Annotated in this window: 23 protein-coding genes; 14 read left to right on the top strand and 9 right to left on the bottom strand. The window is 62.1% G+C overall.

Going from position 1 to position 23076, the window contains the following annotated elements; all coding sequences use genetic code 11:
• Positions 1 to 16 precede the first annotated feature (16 nt).
• On the bottom strand, positions 17 to 958 hold the full coding sequence (locus AC07SI_RS01030) for a FecR domain-containing protein (RefSeq protein WP_495004928.1): 942 nt from the start codon (positions 956 to 958) through the stop codon (positions 17 to 19).
• Positions 955 to 1443, bottom strand: a complete 489-nt coding sequence (locus tag AC07SI_RS01025) for a sigma-70 family RNA polymerase sigma factor (protein WP_120447691.1) — start codon at positions 1441 to 1443, stop codon at positions 955 to 957. The genes AC07SI_RS01030 and AC07SI_RS01025 overlap by 4 nt, the downstream gene beginning before the upstream one ends.
• A 170-nt stretch (positions 1444 to 1613) precedes the next feature.
• On the opposite strand from AC07SI_RS01025, the gene AC07SI_RS01020 reads away from it, so the two are divergent.
• Genes AC07SI_RS01020 through AC07SI_RS01000 form a run of 5 tightly spaced genes read left to right on the top strand, consistent with a single transcriptional unit; the run spans position 1614 to position 5375 of the window.
• A complete protein-coding gene (locus tag AC07SI_RS01020; RefSeq protein WP_065906949.1) occupies positions 1614 to 1916 on the top strand; it encodes a DUF3649 domain-containing protein in 303 nt (100 codons plus the stop codon).
• On the top strand, positions 1913 to 3487 hold the full coding sequence (locus tag AC07SI_RS01015) for a PepSY-associated TM helix domain-containing protein (protein ID WP_495004927.1): 1575 nt from the start codon (positions 1913 to 1915) through the stop codon (positions 3485 to 3487). Before AC07SI_RS01020 ends, AC07SI_RS01015 begins: the two co-directional genes overlap by 4 nt.
• The gene (locus AC07SI_RS01010) at positions 3487 to 3813 is read left to right on the top strand and encodes a DUF3325 domain-containing protein (protein WP_262132873.1); all 327 of its coding nucleotides are present in this window, start codon (positions 3487 to 3489) and stop codon (positions 3811 to 3813) included. Before AC07SI_RS01015 ends, AC07SI_RS01010 begins: the two co-directional genes overlap by 1 nt.
• A 9-nt stretch (positions 3814 to 3822) precedes the next feature.
• Positions 3823 to 4401 carry an RNA polymerase sigma factor gene (locus tag AC07SI_RS01005; RefSeq protein WP_120447694.1) on the top strand — a complete coding sequence of 193 codons (579 nt, stop codon included), beginning with the start codon at positions 3823 to 3825 and terminating at the stop codon, positions 4399 to 4401.
• Positions 4398 to 5375 carry a FecR family protein gene (locus AC07SI_RS01000; protein ID WP_495004926.1) on the top strand — a complete coding sequence of 326 codons (978 nt, stop codon included), beginning with the start codon at positions 4398 to 4400 and terminating at the stop codon, positions 5373 to 5375. Before AC07SI_RS01005 ends, AC07SI_RS01000 begins: the two co-directional genes overlap by 4 nt.
• Here the strand turns inward: AC07SI_RS01000 and AC07SI_RS00995 are convergent, their stop codons facing one another.
• Positions 5376 to 5729: a glutaredoxin family protein gene (locus AC07SI_RS00995; protein ID WP_213552962.1), complete on the bottom strand. Its 354-nt coding sequence runs from the start codon at positions 5727 to 5729 to the stop codon at positions 5376 to 5378. It abuts the gene before it with no gap.
• Positions 5729 to 6733 (bottom strand): nucleoid-associated protein YejK, encoded by a 1005-nt coding sequence (gene yejK, locus AC07SI_RS00990; protein ID WP_010212893.1) that lies wholly within the window; start codon positions 6731 to 6733, stop codon positions 5729 to 5731. Before yejK ends, AC07SI_RS00995 begins: the two co-directional genes overlap by 1 nt.
• A gap of 397 nt (positions 6734 to 7130) precedes the next feature.
• Here yejK and AC07SI_RS00985 point away from each other — a divergent pair, with 397 nt between their 5' ends.
• Positions 7131 to 7412: an HU family DNA-binding protein gene (locus AC07SI_RS00985; RefSeq protein ID WP_003188840.1), complete on the top strand. Its 282-nt coding sequence runs from the start codon at positions 7131 to 7133 to the stop codon at positions 7410 to 7412.
• A 73-nt stretch (positions 7413 to 7485) separates the two neighbouring features.
• Here AC07SI_RS00985 and rlmF read toward each other — a convergent pair whose 3' ends face one another.
• From rlmF to AC07SI_RS00960, 5 genes are all read right to left on the bottom strand, one after another.
• A complete protein-coding gene (gene rlmF, locus AC07SI_RS00980; protein ID WP_065906937.1) occupies positions 7486 to 8502 on the bottom strand; it encodes a 23S rRNA (adenine(1618)-N(6))-methyltransferase RlmF in 1017 nt (338 codons plus the stop codon).
• A gap of 217 nt (positions 8503 to 8719) precedes the next feature.
• Positions 8720 to 11566, bottom strand: a complete 2847-nt coding sequence (locus AC07SI_RS00975) for a valine--tRNA ligase (RefSeq protein ID WP_120447697.1) — start codon at positions 11564 to 11566, stop codon at positions 8720 to 8722.
• A gap of 130 nt (positions 11567 to 11696) precedes the next feature.
• Complete coding sequence (locus tag AC07SI_RS00970; RefSeq protein ID WP_495005046.1) at positions 11697 to 12095, bottom strand: DNA polymerase III subunit chi; 399 nt, start codon at positions 12093 to 12095, stop codon at positions 11697 to 11699.
• 7 nt (positions 12096 to 12102) lie between these two features.
• The gene (locus tag AC07SI_RS00965; protein ID WP_106805068.1) at positions 12103 to 12531 is read right to left on the bottom strand and encodes a DNA polymerase III subunit chi; all 429 of its coding nucleotides are present in this window, start codon (positions 12529 to 12531) and stop codon (positions 12103 to 12105) included.
• Between the two features lie 124 nt (positions 12532 to 12655).
• Positions 12656 to 14146 carry a leucyl aminopeptidase gene (locus AC07SI_RS00960; protein ID WP_106805067.1) on the bottom strand — a complete coding sequence of 497 codons (1491 nt, stop codon included), beginning with the start codon at positions 14144 to 14146 and terminating at the stop codon, positions 12656 to 12658.
• Positions 14147 to 14429: 283 nt separating this feature from the next.
• Here AC07SI_RS00960 and lptF point away from each other — a divergent pair, with 283 nt between their 5' ends.
• The 8 genes from lptF to pdxJ all read left to right on the top strand — a co-directional run bounded on the left by lptF (position 14430) and on the right by pdxJ (position 22815).
• The gene (gene lptF, locus AC07SI_RS00955) at positions 14430 to 15548 is read left to right on the top strand and encodes an LPS export ABC transporter permease LptF (protein ID WP_495004925.1); all 1119 of its coding nucleotides are present in this window, start codon (positions 14430 to 14432) and stop codon (positions 15546 to 15548) included.
• Positions 15541 to 16620: an LPS export ABC transporter permease LptG gene (gene lptG / locus AC07SI_RS00950; protein WP_065906929.1), complete on the top strand. Its 1080-nt coding sequence runs from the start codon at positions 15541 to 15543 to the stop codon at positions 16618 to 16620. The genes lptF and lptG overlap by 8 nt, the downstream gene beginning before the upstream one ends.
• A gap of 151 nt (positions 16621 to 16771) precedes the next feature.
• The gene (gene lepA, locus AC07SI_RS00945; protein ID WP_028618986.1) at positions 16772 to 18571 is read left to right on the top strand and encodes a translation elongation factor 4; all 1800 of its coding nucleotides are present in this window, start codon (positions 16772 to 16774) and stop codon (positions 18569 to 18571) included.
• 5 nt (positions 18572 to 18576) lie between these two features.
• A complete protein-coding gene (gene lepB, locus AC07SI_RS00940) occupies positions 18577 to 19431 on the top strand; it encodes a signal peptidase I (RefSeq protein ID WP_213552960.1) in 855 nt (284 codons plus the stop codon).
• A gap of 150 nt (positions 19432 to 19581) precedes the next feature.
• Positions 19582 to 20271, top strand: coding sequence for a ribonuclease III (gene rnc, locus AC07SI_RS00935; protein WP_016978270.1), 690 nt, complete (start codon positions 19582 to 19584; stop codon positions 20269 to 20271).
• On the top strand, positions 20264 to 21166 hold the full coding sequence (era, locus tag AC07SI_RS00930) for a GTPase Era (protein WP_016978271.1): 903 nt from the start codon (positions 20264 to 20266) through the stop codon (positions 21164 to 21166). The genes rnc and era overlap by 8 nt, the downstream gene beginning before the upstream one ends.
• Positions 21167 to 21330: 164 nt before the next feature.
• Complete coding sequence (gene recO, locus AC07SI_RS00925; protein ID WP_106805066.1) at positions 21331 to 22020, top strand: DNA repair protein RecO; 690 nt, start codon at positions 21331 to 21333, stop codon at positions 22018 to 22020.
• 51 nt (positions 22021 to 22071) lie between these two features.
• Complete coding sequence (gene pdxJ / locus AC07SI_RS00920) at positions 22072 to 22815, top strand: pyridoxine 5'-phosphate synthase (RefSeq protein WP_065906925.1); 744 nt, start codon at positions 22072 to 22074, stop codon at positions 22813 to 22815.
• Positions 22816 to 23076 lie beyond the last annotated feature (261 nt).

Below are 23076 nucleotides of genomic sequence, written 5' to 3'. Positions count from 1 at the left end.
GGGATTGAAAATAATTTCAGGCGCGTGCCTGCACGGTCACCCAATAGCGGGTAAAGCGCCGCACTTTCACCGGCAGGCTGATTTCGAGCAGGTCGAGAATGCGCTCGCTGTCGTCCAGCGGGTAGCTGCCGGAAATCAGCAAATTGGCGACTTGCGGGTCGCAGTTGACCTGGCCACGGCGGTAGCGGCCCAGTTCGGCGAGGAAGTCCTCCAGGCGCATGTGCGCGGCCATCAGCATGCCATCGGCCCAGGCACCGCTGTTGGCGTCGGTGGCGCGCGGGGTGTCCCAACCCTTGCGGGTAAAGTTGACCTGGCGTGCGGCCTCGACCGTCAGCGGCAGGCCGCTGTAGTGATTGGGCATCACCTCGACGCGCCCGCTGAAGACCGCCACTTGGGTGTGGTCGTTGAACTGGCGCACATTCAGGCGCGCTGCCTGGCTGCTGAGCACGCCCTGGCCGGTCAGCACGTGCAGCGGTGTCGCGCCGGCGCTGCCCGTCAGCAGGATCTCGCCTTCGAGCAGGCGGATCAGCCGTTGCTGGCCATCGAAATGTACATCCACCGCGCTGCCGGTATTGAGCTGCAACTGGCTGCCATCGGCCAGTTGCACCTTGCGCCGCTGGCCGACGGGGCTGCGGTAATCGGCCGTCAGCGGTGGCAGGATATGTTGCTGGCGCAGGCTCCAGGCCGCCGCCGAGCCAGCCCCCAGGATCAACAGCAACTTCAGTGCCTGGCGCCGGCTGGTGGACGTCGGCGCGTTCAACGCTGCGTGCGCCAATGGCGAGGGCATGCCGCGCAGGCGCTGGTTGACGCGCTGGATATGGTCCCACGCGCGCTGGTGTTCGCTGTGGGCATTCAGCCAATGCTGCCAGGCCGCCTGCTGGCGCGGGTTGAGTGCGCCTTGCTGCATTTCCATCAGCCAATGCACGGCTTGTTCGGCAACCTGGGTCGAGAAGTTCATAGGGCGAAGTAGCAGCGCATCGCTGCTTTATTCAGGTGGCGCTTGACGGTGGCAATGGAGATGCCCAGCTCCGCGCCGATTTGGGCGTAGGTGAGGCCGTCGAGCTGGGCCAGCAGGAATGCACGCTTGACCTGCACGGGCAGGCCGTCGAGCAACTGGTCCAGTTCAATCAGGGTCTGCAGGATGATCGCGCGTTCTTCTTCCGACGGCGCCACGTGCTCAGGCATTTGCGCCAAAGCATCGAGGTAGGCGCGCTCGAGGTCCTGGCGGCGGTAGAAATTGAACAGCACGCGCTTGGCGACGGTGGTGAGGAATGCGCGCGGTTCGATCAGCGTGGGGGCTTCCCGGGCGGTCAGCACGCGGATGAACGTGTCTTGTGCCAGGTCGGCGGCGCTTTCCGGGCAGCCGAGCTTGCGTCGCAACCAGCCGGTGAGCCAGTGGTGATGGTCGTGGTACAACACTTCGACGGTGTGGGACGGGCTCAACGAAGACACTCCACAAGCACCCATGCACGTTAGAGAACAAGAATTGTTCGCATTGTAGGGCGCAAGAACGGCTTCGGCAATCGGCCTGGGCAGGTGATTCATCCGTTCTGTTTTGCTTATGAGAATATTTATCATTAATATTGCGCGCTGATGAACCTGGCGCCTCCCGCATGAAAAGCAAAACCTCGCTGCCTGTCTCTTATCGTCTTGCCGTGACCTCCCGCGTGCTGGCTGCCGTGGTCGGCGGCTACCTGATGGCTTCGCTCGCCAGTATCTGCCTGGCGCTTTGGATGCCCACCAGCCGCGCCGATGCGGTGATCACCGGGATGATGAGTTCATTTGTGTTCTATCTGCTGGCGGTGCTCTGGTGTTTCGCCTGTCGCAGTGCCGCGCGCGCCTGGTTCGGCGTGATGTTGCCGAGTGCGGCGTTTGCCACCCTGGCGGGTGTGGGGTTCTGGATGACACGCACATGAAAGAGGGATTTCGCCAGGCCATGGCCTGGCTGCACACCTGGGCCGGCTTGATCTTTGGCTGGTTGCTGTTCGCGATTTTCCTGACCGGCACCTTGTCGTATTTCAAGGATGAGATCAGCCACTGGATGCAGCCTGAAGTGCAGGCGCATCCGCTGGACGATGCGCGCAGCCTGAGCGTCGCGCAAACCTACCTGCAGCAGGTGGCGCCGTCCGCCGCGCGCTGGTTCATCACCTTGCCCGACAGCCGTGACCCCGGCCTGTCGGTGATGTGGCAAGACAAGGTCGACCCCGGCAAGCGTGGCAACTTCATCCAGAAAACCCTCGACCCGGTCAGCGGCCAGGCAGTGCAGGCCCGCGAAAGCATGGGCGGCGAGTTCTTCTATCGTTTCCATTTCCAGCTGCAGATGCCTCATCCCTGGGGGCGCTGGCTGTCGACGATTGCCGCGATGGTGATGTTTGTCGCGTTGATCACCGGCATCATCACCCACAAGAAAATCTTCAAGGACTTCTTCACCTTCCGCCCCCGCAAAGGCCAGCGCTCCTGGCTCGACGGGCACAATGCGGTCGGGGTGCTGGTGCTGCCGTTCCACTTGATGATCACCTACAGCAGCCTGGTGATTTTCATGAGCCTGGTCATGCCGGCGCCGATCCTGGCCTCCTATGGCAATGACACCCGTGCCTTTTTCAATGAGGTGTTCCCGGCCTCCAACAATGCGCCCGCGCTGGGCCAGCCGGCCGAACTGCTGCCGCTGGTGCCGATGTACGAGCAAGCGCGGGCGCAGTGGGCGGGCGGTCATGTCGGGCGGTTGGCGGTGAATAACCCGGGTGATGTCAACGCGTCGGTGAATGTGTTCCGCGCCGGCTCCGACCGCGTGGTCCATGATTTCGGCAGCACCGTGTCGTTCAACGGCAGCACCGGCGAGCTGCTGCGGGTGAGCGGCGAGCAGTCGCTGCCGGCGGTGATCGGCGGCAGTTTCTACGGCCTGCACATGGGCCATTTCGCCGGCCCGGTGCTGCGCTGGTTGTACTTCATCTGCGGCCTGGCGGGCACGGCGATGATCGGCACGGGGCTGGTGATCTGGCTGGGCAAGCGCCAGCTCAAGCATGCAAAGGCCTCGGTCATGCCGTTTGAATTGCGCCTGGTCGAAGTACTGAACATGGCCAGCATGTCCGGGCTGATGATCGCGATCGCGGCATTTTTCTGGGCCAATCGCCTGTTGCCGGTGAGCTTCGCCGAACGCTCCGACTGGGAAGTACAAACCTTCTTCATCGCCTGGGGCTTGAGTCTGTTGCACGCGATCCTGCGTCGCGGCCGCCAGGGTTGGGTCGAGCAGTTGAGCGTTGGTGCGCTGCTGTTTGTTGCCATCCCTGTGCTCAACGCACTGACCACGTCCAGCCACCTGGGTGTGTCCCTGGTCACCGGCGACTGGGCCATGGCCGGTTTCGACCTGACCTGCCTGGCCAGCGGCGTGTTCCTGAGCTGGGCTGCCTGGAAGATGCAACACCGCACCGCGCCCGTGGCCAAGGCCGAACGTGCGCGTCCGATGACCCTCAAGCGCGAGACGAACTGATGCTGCTCGCCCTGTTGATGTGCTACGCCGGTTTCACTGCCTTGTGCCTGTCCACCGACCGTCATCATGGCGAATTGCTCCACAGCAAGCCTTCGGCGCGTCGGCGTGTGGGACTGCGGGTGATCGGCTGGTTGCTGTTGAGTGTGTCGATCTGGCCGGCCGTGAGCATCGCCGGTTGGGGCCAGGGCCTGGTGGAGTGGTGCGCCGTGTTGATGCTCAGCGCACTCCTGCTGGTGCTGTTGTTGCCGTATCGGCCAAGGCTGGCCTTGATCCTGGCGGGTGTCGGACTGCTGGCCAGCCCCGTCGCGGCCTTTGCCACCCTCTGAGCCCCAGCCATGATGATCAGCACGCCGCCCGAATCCCAGGACAGCCAGCACGCTGAAGCGGCGGGCGGGCGTGCGCATTTTCTGCAAGTGTTCCTGTCCCAGCGTTCGCAGATGGAAGCCCTGGTCAGCCGCCGCGTCGGCTGCCGTGCGACGGCGGCCGACCTGGTGCAGGACTTGTTCCTGCGTTTCTGGCGCCGGCCGCTGGTGCAGGTCGAAGAACTCAGCACCTACCTGTTGCGCTGCGCCGGCAACATCGCCATCGACCACTTGCGCAGCGAAGGCGCGCGGGTGCGCAGCAGCGAGGGCTGGTTGCCCGAGCAGCAGGATAACCAAGGCTGCGAGCCGCAGGCTGCACTGGAAGCGGGCAATGACCTGCGCCATGTCGAGGCCGCGCTGCGCAGCTTGCCGGAGCGCACCCGACAGATCTTCCTGCTCAACCGCATCCATGGCCGCAAATACGCACAGATCGCCAAGGCGATGGGCCTGTCCCAAAGTGCCGTGGAAAAACATATGATGCGTGCCCTCGAAGCCTGCAAGGCCAGCCTTCGCGAACCCTCACCCCCACGCACGCCAGGGAAAGCACCGTGAACGCCAGCCCCACGCCCGACCAGGAACAGGCCGCTCTCGCCTGGCTGAGCCTGCTGCATGATCAGCCCAGCAGCGGCGACCAGGCCACGTTCAGCCGCTGGCTGCGCGCCGACCCCGCGCACGTCGAGGCCTATTCCCAGGCCCAGGTCCTGTGGGAACTGAGCGAAGTGCCAGCGCGCAAGCTGGCGGACGAAGACGCCCTGGCGCTGCAGGGCTACCTGAATGCAATGAACGCTCCGACGCGTTCGCGAGTGCTGCGCTGGTCCGGCGCCCTGGCCATGGCCGCGTGCTTGCTGGTGATGGTGTCGATGGGCGCTGGCTGGCAGCCTTCGCGCTGGGTCGATGACTTCGGCGCCGACTACGTGACCGCGCCAGGCGAGGTGAAAACCGTCACCCTGGCTGATCAATCCCAGGTAACCCTGGATGCCGACAGCGCCATCGCCGTGGATTTCAGCCACGGCGAGCGGCATATCCAGCTACGTCGAGGCGCAGGATTTTTCCGCGTGACCCACACCGGCGAGTCGTTTGTCGTGGGGGCGGGCAGTGGCGAGGCGCGGGTGTTGGGCACGCAGTTTGAAGTGCGCCTGCAACCGGCGGGGGCCCAGGTAACGGTGTTGTCGGGGCGGGTTGGGGTGACGCCGTCGAAACAGGGCCAGCAGCAAATACTGACGGCAGGCCAGCAAGTGGCCTACGCCGATGGCATCGCAGAGCCGCTGCATGCGGTCGACAGCGAGTCACGCCTGGCGTGGCGCGACGGCTGGCTCAACTATTACAAGGCGCCGTTGGCGGACGTGCTCAAGGATCTGGGCCGTTACTACCCAGGCCGCATCCTGTTGCTCAACGAAGATATGGGCGCCAAGCGCGTCAGCGGCAGCTTCCCGAGCAAGGACCCGCAAGCCGTTTTGAATGCCTTGCAGGCGGTGCTGGGGTTTGAACAGCACCAGCTGCTGGGCCGGATGATCGTGGTGCGCTGATTACTGAGTCAGCGCCGCCATGATTTTCTCGGGGCTGTATTCGCGGATCAGCGTGCCGTTCACCGCCACAAACGGAATTCCGCCGCCGCCCAGCGCCTCATACGCCTTGCGGGCCTGGGCGTCCTTGTCGATATCAAACGCCTGGTAGGGAATGGCTTTCTGGTCGAGGAAGCGGCGAATCTGCTTGCAGTAGCCGCACCACTCGGTGGTGTAGAGCACCACCTGCGCCGACTCGCGCAGGTGTTCGGGCGCCACCTGCGAAGGGTTGAACACCCGCTCGATCTTGCCCCAGTTCTGGATCACCACGACCACCAGCAACACCAGCAGGACTTTCTTGAAAACCCCGCCGAGCATCAGTTACGGCGCTTGAGCTGATCAGTCAGTTGCGTCGGCAGGCCCTTGATGATCAAGGTGCCAGCGGCTTCGTCGTACTCGATCTTGTCGCCCAGCAGGTGCGCTTCAAAGCTGATGGACAGGCCCTCGGCGCGTCCGGTGAAACGGCGGAACTGGTTGAGAGTGCGCTTATCCGCCGGGATTTCCGGCGACAGGCCGTAGTCCTTGTTGCGGATGTGGTCGTAGAACGCCTTTGGCCGATCTTCATCGATCAAACCCGATAATTCTTCAAGGCCCATCGGCTCGCCGAGCTTGGCCTGGCTGCTGGCGTAATCGACCAGGGTCTTGGTTTTCTCGCGGGCGGACTCGTCCGGCAGGTCTTCGCTTTCGACGAAGTCGCTGAAGGCCTTGAGCAGGGTGCGCGTCTCACCTGGGCCGTCGACACCTTCCTGGCAGCCGATGAAGTCGCGGAAGTACTCCGAGACCTTCTTGCCGTTCTTGCCTTTGATAAACGAGATGTACTGCTTGGACTGCTTGTTGTTCTGCCACTCGGAGACGTTGATGCGCGCCGCCAGGTGCAACTGGCCCAGGTCGAGGTGGCGCGAGGGGGTCACGTCCAGCTCGTCGGTCACCGCCACGCCTTCACTGTGGTGCAGCAGGGCGATGGCCAGGTAATCGGTCATGCCTTGCTGGTAGTGGGCAAAGAGCACGTGGCCGCCGGTGGACAGGTTGGACTCCTCCATCAGCTTTTGCAGGTGCTCGACAGCGGTGCGGCTGAAGGTGGTGAAATCCTGGCCACCGTCGAAATATTCCTTCAACCAGCCGCTGAACGGGTGCGCGCCGGACTCGGCATGGAAGAAACCCCAGGCCTTGCCTTGTTTGGCGTTGTAGCTCTCGTTGAGGTCGGCAAGCATGTTCTCGATGGCGGCCGACTCGGCGAGTTCGGAGTCGCGGGCGTGGAGAACTGCGGGTGTGCCGTCGGGTTTTTTGTCGATCAGGTGGACGATGCAATGACGGATCGGCATAGGCTTCTCGGCTGGTTGAGCGGGGAGCGGTTGGCCTCCCCGAAAAGTCGCCCAGTGTACCGCACCCATTGGCCAAGACACCTGTCGAAGGGCATTTTGCAGGCTCTCCGACGGGGCATATGCCTTTTTTTCACGGTTTAGAGCGATAAAGCTGACCAAATGGGTAGGTAGAAGCGGATATTTCCCCGTCTCTGTGCTAGTTTTGCCCCGTCTTACGCCAAGTCTCGGCGATAAGCGTGCATTCAGCATCTGTCAGGTCGAACCAATCCCCGTTTCAAGCATCTATAACCCCGATCTCCGTGGTTATAGCCGGGGGTGCCAGGCCATGACGGCCAGGCTCGACGGCTGACACTGCACTCTGCAATCCATATGAATTTGATAGGGAAGGAACACCACAATGGCTATTACTAAAGACCAACTGATCGCTGACCTGGCTGAAGCAGTAGACGCACCGAAAACTACCGTGCGCGCTCTGCTGGACCAACTGAGCCAAGTTGTTGCTGACCAGCTGGAAAACGGCGGCGAAATCACTCTGCCAGGCGTTGGCAAACTGAAAGTGACCGAGCGTCCTGCCCGTACTGGCCGTAACCCTTCGACTGGCGCTGCCATCGAAATCGCTGCCAAGAAAGTTATCAAGCTGGTTGTGGCCAAAGGCCTGACCGACGCTGTTAACAAGTAAGACGCAGCAAAAAAAACCGTGCTCCGGAGCGATCCGGGCACGGTTTTTTGTTGCCTGCGATTTGTTGCCGGTCCTAGCGAACCCAGCGCTGGCGCCAGATCTGCTGTTCGTTCTTGGTCTGGAAGGTCCAGGCCACGAAGCGGCTTTGCTTCTGCCCCTGGGACATTTCCACCACCTGGCTTTCCAGCACGCCGGCTTTTTTCAGGGCTGTCTCGATCGCGGGCAAGTTCGACGCTTTTGACACCAGTGTGCTGAACCACAACACCTTGTGGGCAAAATGCGCACTCTCGGCAATCAGCTGCGTCACAAACCGCGCCTCGCCGCCTTCACACCACAACTCCGCCGATTGGCCGCCGAAGTTCAGTACCGGCAACTTGCGCTTGGGGTCCGCCTTGCCCAGGGCGCGCCACTTGCGCTCGCTGCCCTTGGTGGCTTCGTCCATGGATGCGTGGAACGGCGGGTTGCACATGGTCAGGTCAAAGCGCTCACCCGGCTCCAGCAGGTTCAGCAGGATCTGCTTGGGGTTGGTTTGCTGGCGCAGCTGGATGACCTTGCTCAGGTCGTTGGACTGCACGATGGCCTTGGCGGCGGCCACGGCGGTAGGGTCGACCTCCGAGCCGAGGAAGTTCCAGCGGTACTCCATGTAGCCAATCAGCGGGTAGACGCAGTTGGCGCCCATGCCGATGTCCAGCACCTTGACGATCGAACCGCGCGGGATCTTGCCGTCATTGCCGCTGGCCAGCAGGTCGGCGAGGAAGTGCACGTAATCGGCACGTCCCGGCACCGGTGGGCACAGGTAATCGGCCGGGATGTCCCAGTGCTGGATGCCATAGAAGCTTTTCAGCAGCGCGCGGTTGAACACCCGCACCGCGTCCGGGCTGGCGAAGTCGATACTTTCCTTGCCGTACGGGTTGATGATCACGAATTGCGCCAGTTCCGGCGTGGTCTTGATCAGCGCTGGGAAGTCGTAACGGCCTGTGTGGCGGTTGCGCGGGTGCAGGGTGGCCTCTTTGCGCGGTACCACGGGCTTGGCCGGAGTGGCGGTTTTAGGCTTCTTGCGCGGAGGTTTTGGCGTGCTGGGGGCGGTCATGTTGATTCTGGTGTTGGCTCAAAGTGGTGGGCATTGTCACACATCCTGAGGCCAACTCGTTCAAATCTGGGCGCTGGCTTGCCGGCGATGCTGGCGACTCGGTCCATCCGCCACACCCAGGTGATGCTATCGCCGGCAGGCCAGCGCCTACATTTGTCGGGTTTTCAAGGCAAAAAAAAGGGACCCGAAGGTCCCTTTTTTCACACGGTTCGCACCCTTACAGGCTGGAAATCCGCGCATGTTGCTCCGCCAGCTTGCCCAGGGCCTGCTCAGCCTCGGCCAGCTTGGCGCGTTCCTTCTCGATCACTTCGGCCGGCGCCTTGTCGACGAATGCCGCGTTGGACAGCTTGCCGCCCACTCGCTGCACTTCGCCTTGCAGGCGCAGGATTTCCTTGTCGAGACGTGCGAGTTCCGCACCTTTGTCGATCAGGCCGGCCATCGGCACCAGCACTTCCATGTCGCCCACCAGCGCGGTGGCGGACAGTGGTGCTTCGGCGCCGTCGGCCAACACAGTGATCGACTCCAGCTTCGCCAGCTTCTTGAGCAGAGCGTCGTTCTCGGTGAGACGACGCTGGTCTTCGGCGCTGGCGTTCTTGACGAACACGGCCAGTGGCTTGCCCGGCCCGATGTTCATTTCGGCGCGGATGTTGCGCGTGCCGAGCATCAGGGTCTTGAGCCACTCGATGTCGCTTTCGGCGGCTTCATCGATGCGGGCTTCATTGGCCACCGGCCAAGGCTGCAGCATGATGGTCTTGCCGTCGATGCCGGCCAGCGGCGCGATGCGCTGCCAGATTTCTTCAGTGATGAACGGCATGAACGGGTGCGCCAGGCGCAGCGCCACTTCCAATACGCGTACCAGGGTGCGACGGGTGCCGCGCTGGCGTTCGACCGGCGCGTTTTCGTCCCACAGCACCGGCTTGGACAGTTCCAGGTACCAGTCGCAATACTGGTTCCAGATGAACTCGTACAAGGCTTGTGCAGCCAGGTCGAAGCGGAACTGGTCGAGTTGGCGGGTCACTTCGGCTTCAGTGCGCTGCAGCTGCGAGATGATCCAGCGGTCAGCCAGGCTCAGCTCATAGGCTTCGCCGTTCTGGCCACAGTCTTCGCCCTTGTCCAGCACGTAGCGCGCGGCGTTCCAGATCTTGTTGCAGAAGTTGCGATAGCCTTCGACGCGGCCCATGTCGAACTTGATGTCGCGACCGGTGGACGCCAGCGAGCAGAAGGTGAAGCGCAGCGCATCGGTGCCGTAGCTGGCGATGCCGTCGGCGAATTCGTCGCGGGTCTGCTTCTCGATCTTCTTCGCCAGTTTCGGCTGCATCAGGCCCGAGGTGCGTTTCTGCACCAGGGTTTCCAGGTCGATGCCGTCGATGATGTCCAGCGGGTCCAGGACGTTGCCCTTGGACTTGGACATCTTCTGGCCCTGGCCATCACGCACCAGGCCGTGCACGTACACGGTCTTGAACGGTACCTGCGGCGTGCCGTCCTCGTTCTTCACCAGGTGCATGGTGAGCATGATCATCCGGGCAACCCAGAAGAAAATGATGTCGAAGCCGGTGACCAGCACGTCGGTGGAGTGGAATTTCTTCAGGAATTCGGTCTGCTGCGGCCAGCCCAGGGTCGAGAAGGTCCACAGGCCCGAGCTGAACCAGGTGTCCAGGACGTCGTTGTCCTGTTGCAGCGCAACGTCAGCCCCCAGGTTGTGCTTGGCACGCACTTCGGCTTCGTCGCGGCCGACATAGACCTTGCCCGACTCGTCGTACCAGGCCGGGATGCGGTGGCCCCACCACAGCTGACGGCTGATGCACCAATCCTGGATGTCGCGCATCCACGAGAAGTACATGTTTTCGTACTGCTTGGGCACGAACTGGATACGGCCGTCTTCCACGGCAGCAATGGCCGGCTCAGCCAACGGCTTGGTCGACACGTACCACTGGTCGGTCAGCCACGGCTCGATCACGGTACCGGAGCGATCGCCTTTCGGGACTTTCAGGCCGTGGTCGTCAACGCTGACCAGCAGGCCGGCGGCGTCAAAGGCCGCAACGATCTGCTTGCGTGCTTCAAAGCGGTCGAGGCCGGCGTATTCGGCCGGGATCTTGCCGTCGATGCTGTCGTTCAGCGTGCCGTCGAGGTTGAACACCTGGCAGGCCGGCAGGACAGCGGCGTTCTTGTCGAAGATGTTCAGCAGCGGCAGGTTGTGACGCTTGCCGACTTCGTAGTCGTTGAAATCGTGGGCCGGGGTGATTTTCACGCAGCCGGTGCCGAATTCCGGGTCGCAGTAGTCATCCGCGATGATCGGGATGCGGCGGCCGACCAGCGGCAGCTCGACGAACTTGCCGATCAGTGCCTGGTAGCGCTCATCGTTCGGGTTAACGGCCACGGCGGCGTCGCCGAGCATGGTTTCCGGACGGGTGGTGGCGACGATCAGGTAGTCGTTGCCTTCAGCGGTCTTGGCGCCGTCGGCCAGCGGGTACTTGAGGTTCCACAGGAAGCCTTTCTCGTCGTGGTTTTCCACTTCGAGGTCGGAAATCGCCGTGTGCAACTTGGTGTCCCAGTTGACCAGGCGCTTGCCGCGGTAGATCAGGCCGTCTTCATGCAGGCGCACGAAGGCTTCTTTCACGGCTTCCGACAGGCCGTCGTCCATGGTGAAGCGCTCACGGCTCCAGTCGACGGACGAACCCAGGCGACGGATCTGACGGCTGATGTTGCCGCCGGACTGGTCTTTCCATTCCCAGATCTTCTCGAGGAATTTCTCGCGACCGAGGTCGTGACGGTTCTGGCCGGTGGCTTCGAGTTGGCGTTCCACCAGCATCTGGGTGGCGATACCGGCGTGGTCGGTGCCTGGCTGCCACAGGGTGTTGCGGCCCTGCATGCGGCGGAAACGGATCAACGCATCCATGATCGCATTGTTGAAGCCATGGCCCATGTGCAGGCTGCCAGTGACGTTCGGTGGCGGAATCATGATGGTGTAGGAATCGCCCGCGCCTTGCGGAGCGAAATAATTCTCGGACTCCCAGGTCTGGTACCAGGAAGTTTCAATAGCGTGCGGTTGGTAGGTCTTATCCATGCGCGGCGGGACCCTAGTTGGCATTAATTCAGGAAAGCCGACAAGTATAGCGGGGGGGAGCAGCTGCAAGCTACAAGCGACAAGCTGCAAGTTGATCGCGGTGCTCTGACTTGCAGCTGGAGGCTTGAAGCTAGTTGCTTGTGGCCGCGGCGATCAGCCGCTCCATGCGCGCATCCAGCCGGCGCTTGATCTCGGTCTCGATATGCGGGGCAAAGTCGTCGATCACGTCTTGCATGATCAATTGCGCGGCGGCGCGCAGTTCGTTGTCCAGGTGCAGCAACAAGGCGTCCGGGGACTTCTCGGCGACAGGCTCTGCAACGGGGGCGGCTGGCGCGACAGGCGCCGCAACCGGCTCAGCTGCGGCAGGTTTGCCACCGACCATGTCGAACAACAGCGGAATCTGTACCTCGCCATTGACCGATTCGGTCAGCAGCGGCGGTTGCAAGTCATCATCACCCAGCAACTGACGGATCGACTCGAGGTCGTCCAGCAGGTGGTCGTCTTTTTTTATAGGGTTTGGAGTGTCCATCATGTGCTCAAAGTCGTTGTAGCCGGTGATCTTGCAAAGGATAGCCCTGTTCGCGGTAGAAGCGGAAACTCTCCCGCGCGGCCTGACGAATAGCCGGATCTTCGACCACCACTTCCGCCACGCGGGCGAATGCCTTGGCAAAGGGCGGCACTTTCAGGTCCAGGTTGACCAGCAGGTCATGGTGATCGCCACAGCTGTCGCCCAGGCCCAGGACGATCAGGCCTTCGGGTTCTGATTCGGCGGGGCCGTGCGGCACGAAGCTTTCACCCTTGAAGCGCCAGAGGCGGGCGTCGAGTTCATCGCGTTGGGTCGCGTCGCTGCAATGCAGGTAGATGCGGTGGCCCATGCGCCAGGCTTTTTCGGTGAGTTTGCAGGCAAAGTCCAGGCGCGCGGAGGGATCGGCGCTGGGCAATATATAGAAGTCGACTTGGGTCATTACAGTTCCTGGGCATGCGCATACCCCTTGCAGGAGGCGGCTTGCCGGCGATGAGGCCCTTGAGTCTGGTGACGATTTCAAGGCAGCCATCGCCGGCAAGCCGGCTCCTGCGCAGGGGTTGCGTTTAGGCCTTGGCGCGATCCAGCAGGTACTGGGTCAGCAGGGGCACCGGACGGCCGGTGGCGCCCTTGTCCTTGCCGCCGCTGGTCCAGGCGGTGCCGGCGATGTCCAGGTGTGCCCAGTTGAAGTTCTTGGCGAAGCGCGACAGGAAGCAGGCCGCGGTGATGGTGCCGGCTTTCGGGCCGCCGATGTTGGCGATGTCGGCGAACGGGCTGTCCAGTTGCTCCTGGTACTCATCGAACAGCGGCAATTGCCAGGCACGGTCGTCGGCAGCCTTGCCGGCGCTGAGCAGTTGTTCGATCAGCTCGTCGTTGTTGCCCAGCAGGCCCGAAGTGTGGGCGCCCAGGGCAACCACGCAGGCGCCGGTCAGGGTCGCGATGTCGATCACGGCCTGTGGCTTGAAGCGCTCGGCGTAGGTCAGTGCGTCGCACAGCACCAGGCGGCCTTCGGCGTCGGTGTTGAGGATTTCGACGGTCTGGCCGCTCAGGGTGGTGACGATGTCGCCCGGACGGGTCGCGCCGCCGCTCGGCATGTTCTCGGCGCAGGCCAGGATGCACACCAGGTTGATCGGCAGCTTCAGCTCGAGTACGGCGCGCAGGGTGCCGAACACGCTGGCGGCGCCGCCCATGTCGTACTTCATCTCGTCCATGCCCAGGCCCGGCTTGAGGCTGATGCCGCCGGTGTCGAAGGTGATGCCTTTACCCACCAGGGCGTAAGGCTTCTCGGACTTCTTGCCGCCGTTGTATTGCATCACGATCAGGCGTGGCGGCTGGTCGCTGCCCTGGCCCACGGCATAGAACGAGCCCATGCCCAGTTCCTTGATCTTTTTCTCGTCCAGCACTTCGACCTTGAGGCCCTTGAACTCTTTGCCCAGCGCCTTGGCCTGTTCGCCCAGGTAGGTCGGGTGGCAGATGTTCGGCGGCAGGTTGCCCAGGTCGCGGGTGAACGACATGCCGTTGGCGATGGCCTGGGCATGGGTCACGGCGCGCTCGACTTCAGCCTGGGCAGCCTTGATGGTCAGCAGGGTGATTTTCTTCAGGGCGCGCGGTTCGGCTTTCTGGCTCTTGAACTGATCGAAAATGTAACCGCCGTCGACAAGAGTCTCGGCCAGCAGGCGGGTCTTGCCGTAGCTGTCACGGCCCTTGACGACGATTTCGTCGAGTGCCAGTGCCGCGTCGCTGCCGCCCAGGCCCTTGAGGGTGCTGAGGATGCTGCTGATTATCTTGCGGAATGGACGGTCGCCGAGCTCGGTGTCCTTGCCCACGCCCACCAGCAATACGCGGTCGGCCTTGAGGTTGGGCAGGCTTTGCAGCAGCAGGCTCTGGCCGACTTTGCCGGCCAGGTCGCCGCGCTTGAGCACGGCGCTGATCGCACCGCCGCTGAGTTCGTCGAGTTGCTTGGCGGCGACGCCGAGCTTGCGGCCTTCGCCGATGGCGACCACGAGGGTGGCGGTTTTCAACGTTTCGGGGCTAACGCTTTTTACAACCAATTCCATTTTCGGGTCCCTTATAAAGGTCTGAGAGCCGTGCGTCTGTACGCCGGCTTTAAGGCTGGGCAGCGGTGTAAGCCGCCCGCGACAAAGGCCGCAGTTTGAACCTCGCCGGCGGAGCCTGACAACCCTTGCCACGTGCTTTGTGCATGCGCATGAGGTTGCGCAGTGACAGGCGCGGTCAATCACAGGATAATGCGCCATCTTTTTAGCCGGCCCGCTGTAAACGGGCTGACTCGGTATGCTGCTTGTTTGGCCGCCTTAGCCTGACAACCCTGGAGTGTCTGGTTTGATCGTCTTCCGTTATCTGTCCCGCGAAGTCCTGTTGACCCTGAGTGCCGTGAGTGCGGTGTTGCTGGTCATCATCATGAGTGGTCGTTTCGTCAAATACCTGGCCCAGGCTGCCTCCGGCGCCCTGGACCCAGGCTCGCTGTTCCTGATCATGGGCTTTCGCCTGCCGGGGTTCCTGCAGCTGATCCTGCCGTTGGGCCTGTTCCTCGGGATCCTGCTGGCCTACGGCCGCCTGTACCTTGAAAGCGAAATGACCGTGCTCTCGGCCACCGGCATGAGCCAGCAGCGCCTGTTGGGCATGACCATGATTCCGGCCGCCGGCGTCGCGCTGATCGTGGCCTGGTTGAGCCTGAGCCTGGCCCCGCAAGGCGCCATGCAGTTCCAGCTGGTGCTGAACAAGCAGGACGCGATGACCGAGTTCGACACCCTCGAACCTGGCCGTTTCCAGGCCTTGAACGATGGTTCACGGGTGACCTACACCGAAACCCTGACCGACGACCGCGCCAACCTGGGCGGAGTCTTCATTTCTGAAAAACGCTTGGGCCAGGACAAGAAAGACCGCGGCATTTCCGTGCTGGTAGCCGATTCCGGCCGCCAGGAAGTCCGCCCGGACGGCAGCCGCTACCTGATCCTGGAAAATGGCTATCGCTACGATGGCAGCCCGGGCATGGCGGATTATCGCGCGATCAAGTATGACACCTATGGCGTGATGCTGGCTCGTCCGGACATCAGCGACGAAGTCACTGACCGCGACGCCATCCCCACCACCGACCTGTTCGGCAGCAAGGAGCTGCGCTCGATCGCCGAGCTGCAATGGCGGATTTCCCTGCCGCTGCTGGTGTTCATCGTGACCTTGCTGGCCGTGCCGCTGTCGCGCGTCAACCCGCGCCAGGGCCGTTTCCTCAAGCTGTTGCCGGCGATCCTGCTGTACATGGCTTACCTGACCATCCTGATTTCCGCCCGTGGCTCCCTGGAGAAAGGCAAGCTGTCGCCGACCCTGGGCCTGTGGTGGGTGCACGGTATCTTCCTGGTGATCGGCCTGGGGCTGCTGTATTGGGAACCTATACGCTTGAAAATGATGAGCCGTCGTGGCCAGAAGGAGTTGGCTCGTGGCTAAGCTCGATCGCTACATTGGTAGCAGCGTACTGATCGCCATCCTGGCGGTATTGGGCATCATTCTGGGCCTGGCCTCGTTGTTCGCCTTCATCGATGAAGTCGGCAACGTCAGCGACACCTATACCGTGTGGGACGTGCTGAGCTACGTCGCCCTCACCGCACCGCGTCGCCTCTACGACATGATGCCGATGGCCGCGCTGATCGGCTGCCTGATCGGCCTGGGCAGCCTGGCCAGCAACAGCGAACTGACCATCATGCGGGCCGCCGGGGTGTCCATCGGCCGTATCGTCTGGGCGGTGATGAAGCCCATGCTGCTGCTGATGCTGTGCAGCGTGCTGATCGGCGAATACGTCGCGCCACCGGCTGAAACCACGGCCCAGGCCAACCGCGCCCTGGCCCAGGGCTCGGGCGATGCGCAAAGCTCCAAGCATGGCCTGTGGCACCGCCAGGGTGATGAATTCATCCACATCAACGCCGTGCAGCCGGGCGGCCTGTTGATCGGGGTCACGCGCTACACGTTCGACAAGGAACGTCACTTGCTGGCGTCCAGCTTCGCCAAACGTGCGCAGTACGGCGATGAAAAGTGGCAACTGAGCGACGTCACCACGACTTATTTCCGCAATATCGGCCAAGGCACCAAGGCCAGCACCGAAGTGATCAATGTGCCAAGCGAGGAGTGGGATATCGCCCTCAAGCCGCAATTGCTCAACACCGTGGTGATGGTCCCCGAAAGCCTGCCGATCTCCGGCCTGTGGGGTTACATCCACTATCTCAAGGACCAGGGCCTGAACAACGGCCGCTACTGGCTGGCGTTTTGGGTCAAGGTGTTGCAGCCGGTGGTTACCGCCGCGCTGGTACTGATGGCGATTTCGTTCATCTTCGGCCCGCTGCGTTCGGTCACCCTCGGCCAGCGCGTGTTTACCGGCGTGCTGGTCGGCTTCACCTTCCGGATTGCCCAGGACCTGCTGGGCCCGTCGAGCCTGGTGTTCGGGTTCTCGCCCCTGTTTGCGGTGCTGGTGCCGACCGGTATCTGCGCCCTGGCTGGGTTCTGGCTGTTGCGCCGCGCCGGTTGATGCTGCGCTTATGAACAAAAAATGCCCCGCTCGCGAGATCGGGGCATTTTTGTTCTGGTCAGCAAAGATGACGCCTGGCCTGAGCATCAGGTACAATTCCCGGCTATTTTTCAGCGGGCAATCTGCCTGCAGCCTTTTTGAGTGTTGATCCGTGAGTGATTTGAGTCATATCCGCAATTTCTCCATCATCGCCCACATTGACCATGGCAAGTCGACGCTGGCCGATCGATTCATCCAGATGTGCGGCGGCCTTGCCGAGCGTGAAATGGAAGCCCAGGTCCTGGACTCCATGGACCTCGAGCGCGAGCGCGGGATCACCATCAAGGCCCACAGCGTTACTCTGTATTACAAGGCCAAAGACGGCATCACCTACCAGCTGAACTTCATTGACACCCCGGGCCACGTCGACTTCACCTATGAAGTCAGCCGTTCCCTGGCGGCCTGTGAAGGTGCCTTGCTGGTGGTCGACGCCGGCCAGGGCGTTGAAGCGCAGTCGGTTGCCAACTGCTACACCGCGATCGAGCAGGGCCTGGAAGTCATGCCCGTGCTGAACAAGATCGACCTGCCACAGGCCGAGCCCGAGCGCGTCAAGGAAGAGATCGAGAAGATCATCGGCATCGACGCCACCGACGCCGTCACCTGCAGCGCCAAGACCGGCCTGGGTGTCGACGAAGTGCTCGAGCGCCTGGTGCAAACCATTCCCGCGCCGACCGGCAACTACGAAGATCCGCTGCAAGCGTTGATCATCGACTCCTGGTTCGACAACTACCTGGGCGTTGTGTCCCTGGTCCGCGTGCGCCATGGCCGCGTGAAGAAGGGCGACAAGATCCTGGTCAAGTCCACCGGCAAGATCCACCTGGTGGACAGCGTGGGTGTGTTCAACCCCAAGCACACTGCGACCGTTGATCTGAAAGCCGGTGAAGTGGGCTTCATCATCGCCGGTATCAAGGACATCCACGGCGCGCCGGTAGGTGACACGCTGACGCTCAGCTCGACGCCGGACGTCGATGTACTGCCGGGCTTCAAGCGCATTCAGCCACAGGTCTACGCCGGTCTGTTCCCGGTCAGCTCCGATGACTTCGAGGATTTCCGCGAAGCCCTGCAGAAGCTGACCCTCAACGACTCGTCGTTGCAGTACACCCCGGAAAGCTCCGACGCCCTGGGCTTCGGCTTCCGCTGCGGGTTCCTGGGCATGCTGCACATGGAAATCATCCAGGAGCGCCTCGAGCGCGAATACGACCTGGACCTGATCACCACCGCACCGACGGTTATTTTTGAGCTGTTGCTGAAAACCGGTGAAACGATTTACGTCGACAACCCGTCCAAGCTCCCGGATCTGTCGGCAATCGAAGACATGCGCGAGCCTATCGTGCGGGCCAATATCCTGGTTCCGCAGGAGCACCTGGGCAACGTCATCACCCTGTGTATCGAAAAGCGTGGCGTACAACGCGACATGCTGTTCCTCGGTACCCAGGTGCAAGTGACCTACGACATGCCGATGAACGAAGTGGTCCTGGACTTCTTCGACCGCCTCAAATCCACCAGTCGCGGCTACGCTTCGCTGGACTACCATTTCGATCGTTACCAATCGGCTAATCTGGTGAAACTGGATGTGCTGATCAACGGCGACAAGGTAGATGCCCTTGCACTGATCGTGCACAAGGACAACGCGCACTACAAAGGTCGCCAGTTGACCGAGAAGATGAAAGAACTGATTCCGCGCCAGATGTTCGACGTCGCGATCCAGGCCGCCATCGGCGGGCAGATCATTGCGCGGACCTCCGTCAAGGCACTCAGAAAGAACGTACTGGCCAAATGCTACGGCGGTGACGTAAGCCGTAAGCGCAAGCTGCTTGAGAAGCAAAAGGCCGGTAAAAAACGCATGAAGCAAGTAGGTAACGTGGAAGTTCCACAAGAAGCCTTCCTTGCGGTGCTCAGGTTGGATAGTTAGGTCCTATGTCGCTAAATTTCCCGCTGTTGCTGGTCATCGCCGTTGCCGTTTGCGGTCTCTTGGCGTTGCTCGATCTGGTGTTCTTCGCCCCGCGTCGGCGGGCGGCTATCGCGGCCTATCAGGGCAGTGTCAGCCAGCCCGATGGCGTGGTTATCGAGAAGCTGAACAAAGAGCCTTTGCTGGTTGAATACGGCAAGTCGTTCTTCCCGGTGTTGTTCATCGTGCTGGTGCTGCGTTCGTTCCTGGTGGAACCGTTTCAGATCCCTTCGGGGTCGATGAAACCCACCCTGGATGTCGGCGACTTCATCCTGGTCAACAAGTTTTCCTACGGGATCCGCCTGCCGGTGATCGACAAGAAGGTCATCGAGATCGGTGACCCGCAGCGCGGCGACGTGATGGTGTTCCGCTATCCGAGCGATCCGAACGTCAACTACATCAAGCGTGTAGTGGGCCTGCCGGGCGACGTGATTCGCTACACCAGCGACAAGCGCCTGCTCATCAACGGCGAATCGGTGGCCGAGAAGTTGATCGGTTCCGAACCGAACAGCCTGGGCAGCGCTGAGCTGTACGAAGAAAAACTCGGTGCGGTAGAGCACGAAATCCGCAAGGAAATGAGCCGCTACCGTGCCCAGCCTGATGGTGAGTGGAAAGTGCCGGCCGGTCACTATTTCATGATGGGCGACAACCGTGACAACTCCAATGACAGCCGCTACTGGGATGATCCCACCATTCCCAAGGACCTGCTGGGCATGGTTCCCGACCAGAATATCGTCGGCAAGGCCTTCGCGGTCTGGATGAGCTGGCCGGAACCCAAGCTCAGCCACCTGCCGAACTTCTCGCGGGTCGGGCTGATCAAGTAATACAGGCGGCGCTGTGAACACAGCGCCGAATGCTTTTCTGGGGTTGGGACAAATCGGTCCCGCCTCATGCAGCACCAACCAGGATTTGAATTTGAACACTGCGTCAATCGTCGATGGCCGCCGGTGCCACCAAACAGATATGGGTAAACCGTGAGCGTTTCTTTAAGCCGTCTCGAGCGTCAGCTCGGCTACACCTTCAAGGACCAGGAATTGATGGTCCTTGCCCTTACACACCGCAGCTTTGCCGGGCGTAATAACGAACGCCTGGAATTCCTCGGTGATGCCATCCTCAATTTCGTCGCCGGTGAAGCCCTGTTCGAGCGCTTCCCACAAGCCCGTGAAGGCCAGCTGTCGCGCCTGCGTGCGCGCCTGGTGAAGGGCGAGACCCTGGCGGTGCTGGCTCGCGGCTTCGGCCTGGGCGAGTACCTGCGCCTGGGGTCCGGCGAGTTGAAGAGTGGCGGTTTCCGGCGTGAATCGATCCTCGCCGATGCCCTCGAAGCGCTGATCGGCGCGATCTACCTCGATGCCGGCATGGAAGCGGCCAAGGAGCGCGTCACCGCGTGGCTGACCTCCGAGATCGAAAGCCTCACGCTCGTCGACACCAACAAAGATCCCAAGACCCGCCTGCAGGAATTCCTCCAGTCGCGCGGGTGCGAACTGCCACGCTACGAAGTGGTGGATATCCAGGGTGAACCGCATTGCCGCGTGTTCTTCGTGGAATGTGAAATCACCTTATTGAATGAAAAAAGCCGAGGTCAGGGTGTGAGCCGTCGTATTGCCGAACAGGTAGCGGCCGCTGCAGCACTGATTGCCCTGGGCGTGGAGAATGGCCATGACTGATTCAACCGCAACACGCTGTGGCTATGTTGCCATCGTCGGCCGCCCCAACGTGGGCAAGTCCACGCTGCTGAACCACATCCTCGGCCAGAAGCTCGCGATCACCTCGCGCAAGCCGCAGACCACCCGCCACAACATGCTGGGCATCAAGACCGAAGGCAACGTGCAAGCGGTCTACGTCGACACCCCGGGCATGCACAAAGGCGGCGAGAAAGCCCTCAACCGCTACATGAACAAGACCGCTTCGGCGGCGTTGAAAGACGTCGACGTGGTGATCTTCGTGGTCGACCGTACCAAGTGGACCGACGAAGACCAGATGGTCCTCGAGCGTGTGCAGTACGTCACCGGCCCGTTGATCGTGGCGCTGAACAAGACCGACCGCATCGAAGACAAAGCCGAGCTGATGCCGCACCTGAGCTGGCTGCAGGAACAACTGCCGAACGCGCAGATCATCCCGATCTCGGCCCAGCACGGGCACAACCTCGATGCCCTGGAACGCGTGATCGCCGAGCACCTGCCGGAGAACGAGCACTTCTTCCCGGAAGACCAGATCACCGACCGCAGCAGCCGTTTCCTCGCCGCCGAACTGGTGCGCGAGAAAATCATGCGCCAGATGGGCGCCGAGCTGCCGTACCAGATCACCGTCGAGATCGAAGAGTTCAAGCAGCAGGGCAAGACCCTGCATATCCATGCGCTGATCCTCGTCGAGCGTGACGGCCAGAAGAAAATCATCATTGGCGACAAGGGCGAGCGCATCAAGCGCATCGGCACTGAAGCGCGCAAGGACATGGAATTGCTGTTCGATTCCAAAATCATGCTCAACCTGTGGGTGAAGGTGAAGGGGGGCTGGTCCGATGACGAGCGCGCACTGCGTTCGCTGGGCTACGGCGACCTGTAAACGGCCTTCGGTAACGCCGCAAGTCAAAATGTGGGAGCGGGCTTGCTCGCGAATACGGTCTATCAGCGATGAATGTATCGACTGACACTCCGCCTTCGCGAGCAAGCCCGCTCCCACATTGGATAGTCGCAGTTTTCAAGACCGTGCTTGTCAGCGAGAACCTAATGTCCCAATCCCCACCTCCCAGCCAACTCGCCTACGTCCTGCACAGCCGCGCCTACCGCGAGACCAGCGCGCTGGTGGATTTCCTCACGCCCCAAGGTCGTCTGCGCGCAGTGTTGCGCAGCGCGCGGGGCAAGGCGGGTACATTGGCGCGGCCCTTCGTGGCGCTGGACGTGGAGTTTCGCGGCAAGGGCGAGCTGAAGAACGTCGGCCGCATGGAGAGTGTCGGCACCAGCGCCTGGCTCAATGGCGAAGCGCTGTTCAGCGGCCTCTACCTGAATGAACTGCTGATCCGCCTGCTGCCCGCTGAAGACCCGCACCCCGCGGTCTTCGATCACTACGCTGCCACCTTGCTGGCCCTCGCCGAAGGGCGCCCGCTGGAGCCGTTGTTGCGCGCCTTCGAGTGGCGCCTGCTGGATGACCTCGGCTACGGCTTCGAACTGGCCAACGACCTGCACGGCGAGCCCATCGCCGCCGACGGCATGTACCGCCTCCAGGTCGATGCTGGCCTGGAGCGCGTGTACCTGCTGCAGCCGGGGCTGTTCCAGGGCACTGAGCTGCTGGCCATGAGCGAAGCCGACTGGACCGCCCCCGGCGCCTTGTCCGCCGCCAAGCGCCTGATGCGCCAGGCACTGGCCGTGCACTTGGGCGGACGGCCGCTGGTCAGTCGCGAGTTGTTTCGAAAGCCCTGACATCCCCGTGTATGCTGTGCACCGATTCTTTCCCTTTTCAGGAGCGCTTCCGTGACCACCAGCAATCGCATTCTTCTTGGCGTCAACATCGACCACGTCGCCACCCTGCGCCAGGCCCGGGGCACCCGTTACCCTGACCCGGTCAAGGCCGCGCTGGACGCCGAAGAAGCGGGCGCCGACGGCATCACCGTGCACCTGCGCGAAGACCGCCGCCACATCCAGGAGCGCGATGTGCTGCTGCTCAAGGACGTGCTGCAAACCCGCATGAACTTCGAAATGGGCGTCACCGAAGAAATGATGGCGTTCGCCGAGCGCATCCGTCCGGCGCACATCTGCCTGGTGCCCGAAACCCGCCAGGAACTGACCACCGAAGGCGGCCTCGACGTCGCCGGCCAGGAAGCGCGGATCAAGGCCGCGGTGGAGCGCCTGTCGAAGATCGGCAGCGAAGTCTCGCTGTTCATCGACGCCGATGAGCGCCAGATCGAAGCGTCGCGCCGCGTTGGCGCACCGGCCATCGAGCTGCACACCGGTCGTTATGCCGATGCCACCACGCCGACCGAAGTCGCCGACGAACTGCAACGCATCATCGACGGGGTCAATTGCGGGTTGAATGAAGGCCTGATCGTCAACGCCGGCCACGGCCTGCACTACCACAACGTCGAGGCCGTGGCTGCGATCAAGGGCATCAACGAGCTGAACATCGGCCATGCGCTGGTGGCGCATGCGCTGTTTGTCGGCTTCAAAGGTGCCGTGGCCGAGATGAAGGCGCTGATTCTGGCAGCTGCCAAGGCCTGATACCGCCGCCCAAGCTCAGCCGTGCCACCTGTGGTGAGCGGGCTTGCCCCGCGTTGGGCTGCGAAGCGGCCCTGAAACCTGCGATTTCGGTCTCCCTGACACTCGGCGGCGATTGAACTGGGGCTGCTGCGCAGCCCAACGCGGGGCAAGCCCGCTCGCCACACAAGGCGTGCTCGGCCCGACAGGCTCCTTGTTACAAAAGGCGTGCTCGCCAAGCGACGCAATGAAATCAGCAACTGCGGCAATGCGAAGCCTTACTGT

This window comes from Pseudomonas sp. GW821-FHT05D12 (genome assembly GCF_059419825.1).
The sequence above is the reverse complement of the archived record's forward strand: the minus strand, read 5'-3'. Positions and strand labels throughout refer to the sequence as shown.